Below are 2,199 nucleotides of genomic sequence, written 5' to 3' on the forward strand. Positions count from 1 at the left end.
GGGCCGTGGCGGGGTGGACGGTTCAGAGGGTGGTGTATCCCGTTCGCCACGACGTGCGCCCCCTGCGCCGTGCGTGCATAGACCGCGCGAGCGGACTACAGCTTCGGCGCATCGCGCCACACGCCGAAGCGCCGGGATGGCGGTCCCGCCGGATCGCGGTGGCCCGCCGGCGCGACGACCCGGCCATGGGCGCGTCGCGGAGGTGATTCGCGCAGGTCGACGCAGATCCGTACGAGGGTGCCGACGAGCCAGGTGAGCGGCCTCTCGACGCGCTCCTGCTCGTCGTCCGGCATCGTGTACCAACGGGTGTACGTCTCCTGTACCGCGAATTCGGCGTCGCCGACCGAATCGAGCAGGCAGTACGCGAGGTTCCAGAGCAGGCGCCGTTCGGCGACGACCGCGCAGAAGGCGCTGGGCAGCGCGCCGGGCCGGGGTGGCCGGCGGGGTTCGGGGACCATCGATCCTCCCAGTGTTGTCGCGGGGTCGGCTCACGCCGGCTCAACGGGCAGCCGGCGCCGGAGCGCGTCCTGCGCCGCGGCGGTCGGGCAGCAGCGTGAGCCGGCGTCCGGGGTACCACCTGGAGCTGTCACCCGTTACGGACCGAGTGGCCCTCCGATTCGTGACAGCTCCCGGCAGGCGAGCAGAGCTGTCACGATCACGGATCGCTCTCCTGGCCGCCGCCGCGACCTGCGCGTACGGCGTGACGCGGTGCGACGCCGGGGTAGGCGTGGCACCCGTGGCGCACGCCTCACGAGCCCGCCCGCGCCGGCTGGGTGAGGATCTCGGCCCCGTCGTCGGTGATGGCGATCGTGTGCTCACTGTGGGCCGTCCGGCAGCCTGTCGCGCTCCGGAGCGTCCAGCCGTCGGCGTCGGTGACGAGCTCGGCGGTGTCGGCCATGACCCACGGCTCCAACGCCAGCAGGAGCCCCGGGCGCAGCCGGTATCCACGACCGGGTTTCCCGGTGTTCGAGACGTGCGGGTCCTGATGCATCGTCGATCCGACGCCGTGGCCACCGAACTGGGTGTTGATCGAATATCCCGCCTCGCTCAGGACCGAGCCGATGGCGTGGGAGATGTCACCGATCCGGGCGCCAGGCCCGGCGGCGGCGATCCCCGCGCGCAGCGCGCGCTCGGTCGCGCTGATCAGCGCGACGCTCTCCGGAGGTGCGGAGTCGCCCACGATGAAGCTGATGGCGGAGTCCGCGACGACCCCTCCCTTGGAGACGGCGAGGTCGAGTGAGAGCAGGTCGCCGTCGGCGAGCGCGTAGTCGTGGGGCAGGCCGTGCAGCACGGCGTCGTTGACGGACGTGCAGATGTAGTGGCCGAACGGCCCGCGCCCGAAGGACGGCTCGTAGTCGACGTAGCAGGACTGCGCTCCGGCCTCTGCGATCATGGCCTGGGCCCACCGGTCGATGTCTCGCAGGTTCGTGCCGACCGCGCTGCGGCTCTTCAGGGTCTGCAGGATCTCGGCGACCAGGGCGCCCGTCTCCCTCGCTCGCGGCAGGTCGGTGGGGTTCAGGAGCTCGATCATGCGCCGCCTTCCTCGCACTTCCAATAACTATCCCGGCCATGTTATCCCGGTACTAGAATCGGCCCATGGTCAGGTTGCCGCTCACCCCCGCGGAGGTCGAACGCGGGCAGCGCCTCGGCGCCCTCCTGCGACGCGCCAGGGGGGAGCGCTCCATGCTCGTCACCGCGCTGGACGCAGGGGTCTCGCCGGAGACCCTGCGGAAGATCGAGTCCGGTCGCGTCGCCACCCCCGCCTTCTCGACCATCGCCGCCATCGCCGATGTCCTCGGCCTCTCCCTCGACGTGCTCTGGGCCGAGATCAACCAACCCGAACGTGGCGCCGTGACGACGACCTCCGGTGGCAGCGCTCCGGCGCGGCTGGCCTCGTGAGGCTCTCACCGCCGGCCCGCTGAGTCCGACCGACCACGGCCGACCCGGAGGCGCGTCGCACCGAGGCACGAGGCGGCACCGCTCCCCCACCCTCCCGCGGCAGTGACCACCCCGACTCGCCTGTAGCAGATTCCCCTGCTGCGCTGTCTCGCCACCGGCCCGAACCGGACAATCCACGACTGCCGGAGACCAGGGACACGCGCCGGCAGAACCCCGGTGATCGGCCGGTGCCGGCCCGCGCGCCTCGGCGTACCCACGGATTGAGTCCGCGCCAGATCGGTCCGCTGTGCCCGTGGCGCC

At 71.9% G+C, this 2,199-nt stretch carries 3 protein-coding genes; 1 reads left to right on the top strand and 2 read right to left on the bottom strand.

Going from position 1 to position 2,199, the window contains the following annotated elements:
* Positions 1–95: 95 nt before the first annotated feature.
* The gene (locus E1211_RS31815; protein ID WP_132353903.1) at positions 96–458 is read right to left on the bottom strand and encodes a sigma factor; all 363 of its coding nucleotides are present in this window, start codon (positions 456–458) and stop codon (positions 96–98) included.
* Positions 459–748: 290 nt separating this feature from the next.
* A complete protein-coding gene (gene map, locus E1211_RS31820; protein ID WP_132353905.1) occupies positions 749–1,531 on the bottom strand; it encodes a type I methionyl aminopeptidase in 783 nt (260 codons plus the stop codon).
* A 65-nt stretch (positions 1,532–1,596) separates the two neighbouring features.
* On the opposite strand from map, the gene E1211_RS31825 reads away from it, so the two are divergent.
* Positions 1,597–1,899 carry a helix-turn-helix domain-containing protein gene (locus E1211_RS31825; protein WP_132353907.1) on the top strand — a complete coding sequence of 101 codons (303 nt, stop codon included), beginning with the start codon at positions 1,597–1,599 and terminating at the stop codon, positions 1,897–1,899.
* Positions 1,900–2,199 lie beyond the last annotated feature (300 nt).

Origin of the sequence: Micromonospora sp. 15K316 (genome assembly GCF_004348525.1) — a bacterium.
Lineage (GTDB): Bacteria > Actinomycetota > Actinomycetes > Mycobacteriales > Micromonosporaceae > Micromonospora.

Bases quoted from the DNA above. Each gene is read 5' to 3' on its own strand.
- E1211_RS31815 (WP_132353903.1), bottom strand. From the start codon at position 458: ATGGTCCCCGAACCCCGCCGGCCACCCCGGCCCGGCGCGCTGCCCAGC.
- map (WP_132353905.1), bottom strand. From the start codon at position 1,531: ATGATCGAGCTCCTGAACCCCACCGACCTGCCGCGAGCGAGGGAGACG.
- E1211_RS31825 (WP_132353907.1), top strand. From the start codon at position 1,597: ATGGTCAGGTTGCCGCTCACCCCCGCGGAGGTCGAACGCGGGCAGCGC.